This window comes from Mesorhizobium sp. M7A.F.Ca.AU.001.01.1.1 (assembly GCF_004022735.1).
Classification (GTDB): Bacteria; Pseudomonadota; Alphaproteobacteria; order Rhizobiales; family Rhizobiaceae; genus Mesorhizobium; species Mesorhizobium ciceri.
In genome coordinates, this window is the sequence record NZ_RZPF01000709.1 from 1 (window position 1) to 3,374 (window position 3,374).

Sequence of the window (3,374 nt, forward strand, 5' to 3'; positions counted from 1 at the left end):
TGCACTGATCTCGGGCGAGGCGTCGGTCGAACCGGAAGACCCTGCCGAAGCGCTGTGGGCGGCCGTCCGGCGATTGCCGGACAAGCAGCGCGACGCGGTGCTGCTGGTCTATGGCGAAGGGTTGAGCCATGCGGCCGCGGCCGAGGCGATGACAATCTCGGAGACGACGGTTTCCTGGCACATCCATGAAGCGAAGAAACGGCTGAAGACGCTGATGCGCGCGGCCGGGGAAGTGTGACCATGGTTGACGACAACGAACTCAACAGACTGCGCGATATAGCAGCGCCGGCGCCCGCCAAGGATGCCAAGGCACGTGCTTTCGAAGCCGCCCTGCGTGCATACGATCAGGAAAATATTTCTGCCGTTACCCAAGGATCGGTTGGCGGGCTTCGTCTCACAGAGCGAGCACAAAAGCTCTGGAGCGAGATCATGCAAAAGAAACTCATTGCCACGCCGGTTCTTGCCGGGCTCGTCGCCCTGCCGATCGCCGGATACGCCACCTTCCATATGCTGAGGGAACAGCCGCCGAAATTCGGCGGCGACGAGAAAATCACCGAGACGCTGGCCGACAAGCCGGCGACCGTCAAGCCGGCGACCGTCAAGCCGACGACCGCCGAGCCGAAGCCGGCTCCGACCGGGCTGGAGACGGACAAGAAAGCCGACGCCGATGTGGAAAGCCGCGACGCGACCGATGCGCCTGTGGCGCCGGCCTCGCCGCAGAAATCCGAATCGACCGTTGCTTCCGGCGCGGCACAACAGAATGCACTGGAGCGCGGTGTGCTGGCCGAGCCTGCGCCACCGGCACCGACAGGCGAATTCGCATTGGATGGCGCCGTAAGTGCGCCCAGTACGTCGCGGGCCCGCATGCCGGCCGAGTCCAAGCTGATGGCGCCGCAGCAGCCGTCGACCTTGCCGGCCGACCAGATGCAGCCGCAACCGGAAAACCGCGACCGCATCGAGGATTTCAAGACCAATCCGGTGCATGCGGCACTCGAGGATCCGGTCTCGACCTTCTCGATCGACGTCGACACAGCCTCCTATTCCTTCGTGCGCAGCTCGCTGAAGCAGGGCACCCTGCCGCAGGTCGATACTGTCCGCGTCGAGGAGATGATCAACTACTTCCCCTATGACTGGAAGGGTCCGGAGTCGGCCTCGACACCATTCAACTCGACCGTCAGCGTCATGCCGACGCCGTGGAACACGCATACCAGGCTGATGCATGTCGCCATCAAGGGTTTTGACGTCAAGCCGACCGAGCAGCCGAAGGCCAATCTGGTCTTCCTGATCGATGTCTCGGGCTCGATGGACGAGCCGGACAAGCTGCCGCTGCTCAAATCGGCTTTTCGGCTGCTGGTCAGCAAGCTGAAGGCCGACGACACGATCTCGATCGTAACCTATGCGGGTGACGCCGGCACGGTCCTGGAGCCGACCAAGGCGTCCCAAAAGGACAAGATCCTCAGTGCCATCGACAATCTGACGCCCGGCGGCAGCACGGCCGGCGAGGCGGGCATCAAGGAAGCCTACAGGCTGGCGCAGAAATCCTTCGTCAAGGACGGCGTCAACCGGGTGATGCTCGCCACCGACGGCGACTTCAATGTCGGCCAGAGCGACGACGACGATCTGAAGCGGCTGATCGAAAAAGAGCGCAAGACCGGTGTCTTCCTGTCGGTGTTCGGCTTCGGCCGCGGCAATCTGAACGACCAGATGATGCAGACCATCGCCCAGAACGGCAACGGCACCGCCGCCTATATCGACACGCTGGCCGAAGCCGAGAAGGTGCTGGTCGAAGATGCATCGTCGACGCTGTTCACCATCGCCAAGGACGTCAAGATCCAGGTCGAGTTCAATCCGAACAAGGTCTCGGAATATCGCCTGATCGGCTACGAGACCCGCGCCTTGAACCGCGAGGATTTCAACAATGACCGCGTCGATGCCGGCGATATCGGCTCGGGCCATTCCGTCACCGCGATCTATGAAATCACGCCAAAGGGCAGCGGCGGCGAACAGATCGACGCGCTGCGTTATGGCCAGGCGTCGGTGGACAATGGCGGCGTTGCCAATGCGGACGAATATGCCTTCGTCAAGATCCGCTACAAGCTGCCGAATGAAGACGTCTCGAAGCTGATCACCACGCCGGTGACCTCGGCCAACGAGATCTCGTCTTTCGACCAGGCCAGCACCGACCAGCGCTTCTCCGTCGCGGTCGCCGCCTTCGGCCAGAAGCTGCGCGACGAGGATGCGACCGCGAAGTTCGGTTACGACAAGATCATGGAGATCGCCACTGCCGCTCGAGGAGCCGACCCGTTTGGGTACAGGTCCGAGTTCCTCTCGCTTGTGCGCCTTGCCTCGGCGCTGGGCGGTAATCGGTAGTGGGTGATGACGGCCGGTTTCTTTCAGATGGGATCGTTCTGACAGGGGAAACCGACCGCGGGCGGGTGAGGCATGCCGGCGAGGGGTTCATTCCCTTGCCGGCCTTTTTTCGGAGAATCTCCAGGTCGTTAAATTGCGCGGCATTTCCGGTAGCGGATCGCAACCCCCTGCTTGTTACGCAGGACAGGTGTACCGGGCTTGAGGGAGCCGAAATTGCAGATCAGGACTATCGCCAACTCGACACCGCCGGCACGAGATGCTTCGGCGGTTTCATCGGCCCCATCATCGGAATCCAGGCGTATCAGTGACGATGTCGCGCAGGCGCGCCACACCGCCATGTCGGCGCTGACCAACGACCGCTTCCGCATCATGCTGGAGCAGATAACCGATCCGGTTTCATCCGGCGCGCTGATGACGATGCACAGCGACAATGTGGTCGACTTCAAGTCGGCGCAGTCGAGCTACGCCGACAACAGCGAATAATCGAAACCGATAAGCTCAGGCCCGGCTGCGGCGGCGCTCGCGGCGGGCTTCGCTGGTCTCGGCGGTATTTTCCGTCGCCGCCTTGTTGCGCATCGGGCCGATGCGCTCGACGATCGCGGCAACCGTCGGACGATCCGCCTTGGTGTGCGCGTCGAGCGCCTTGCGCATGGCGGCAAGGTGCTGGAACGAGGTGCCGCAGCAGCCGCCGATAATTTTGGCGCCGCCATCGACGGCGAGCCTGACATAGTCGGCCATCAGTTCGGGTGTGCCGGAATAATGGATTTCGGTGCCGCGGAATTCGGGAATGCCGCAATTGCCCTTGACGATCACCGTTGCCTCCGGCTTCGCCTCGGTCATGTCGAGCAGCGAGGCCAGGATGTCAGACGCGCCGACGCCGCAATTGGCGCCAACGCCAAGCGGCGCCTGCGACAGCCCGTCGGTGACGCCGTGGATATCCCTGGGTAGCAGGCCCATCATGGTGCGGCCGGCGGTGTCGAAGGAACCGGTATAGGTGTAGGGCT

4 protein-coding genes are annotated in these 3,374 nt (G+C 62.7%); 3 read left to right on the forward strand and 1 reads right to left on the reverse strand.

From position 1 onward, the window contains the following. The 3 genes from EN884_RS30295 to EN884_RS38790 all read left to right on the forward strand — a co-directional run. A partial coding sequence (locus EN884_RS30295) for an RNA polymerase sigma factor (RefSeq protein ID WP_164895245.1) occupies positions 1–238 on the forward strand: 238 nt, incomplete at its 5' end. A gap of 2 nt (positions 239–240) precedes the next feature. Beyond that, positions 241–2,370, forward strand: a complete 2,130-nt coding sequence (locus EN884_RS30300; RefSeq protein ID WP_063168195.1) for a VWA domain-containing protein — start codon at positions 241–243, stop codon at positions 2,368–2,370. A 213-nt stretch (positions 2,371–2,583) separates the two neighbouring features. Then, the gene (locus EN884_RS38790) at positions 2,584–2,853 is read left to right on the forward strand and encodes a hypothetical protein (protein ID WP_024501300.1); all 270 of its coding nucleotides are present in this window, start codon (positions 2,584–2,586) and stop codon (positions 2,851–2,853) included. 15 nt (positions 2,854–2,868) lie between these two features. On the opposite strand, the gene EN884_RS30310 is transcribed toward EN884_RS38790, so the two are convergent. Beyond that, positions 2,869–3,374, reverse strand: a 506-nt coding sequence (locus EN884_RS30310; protein WP_206617675.1) for a homocysteine S-methyltransferase family protein, incomplete at its 5' end; no start/stop codon positions are given.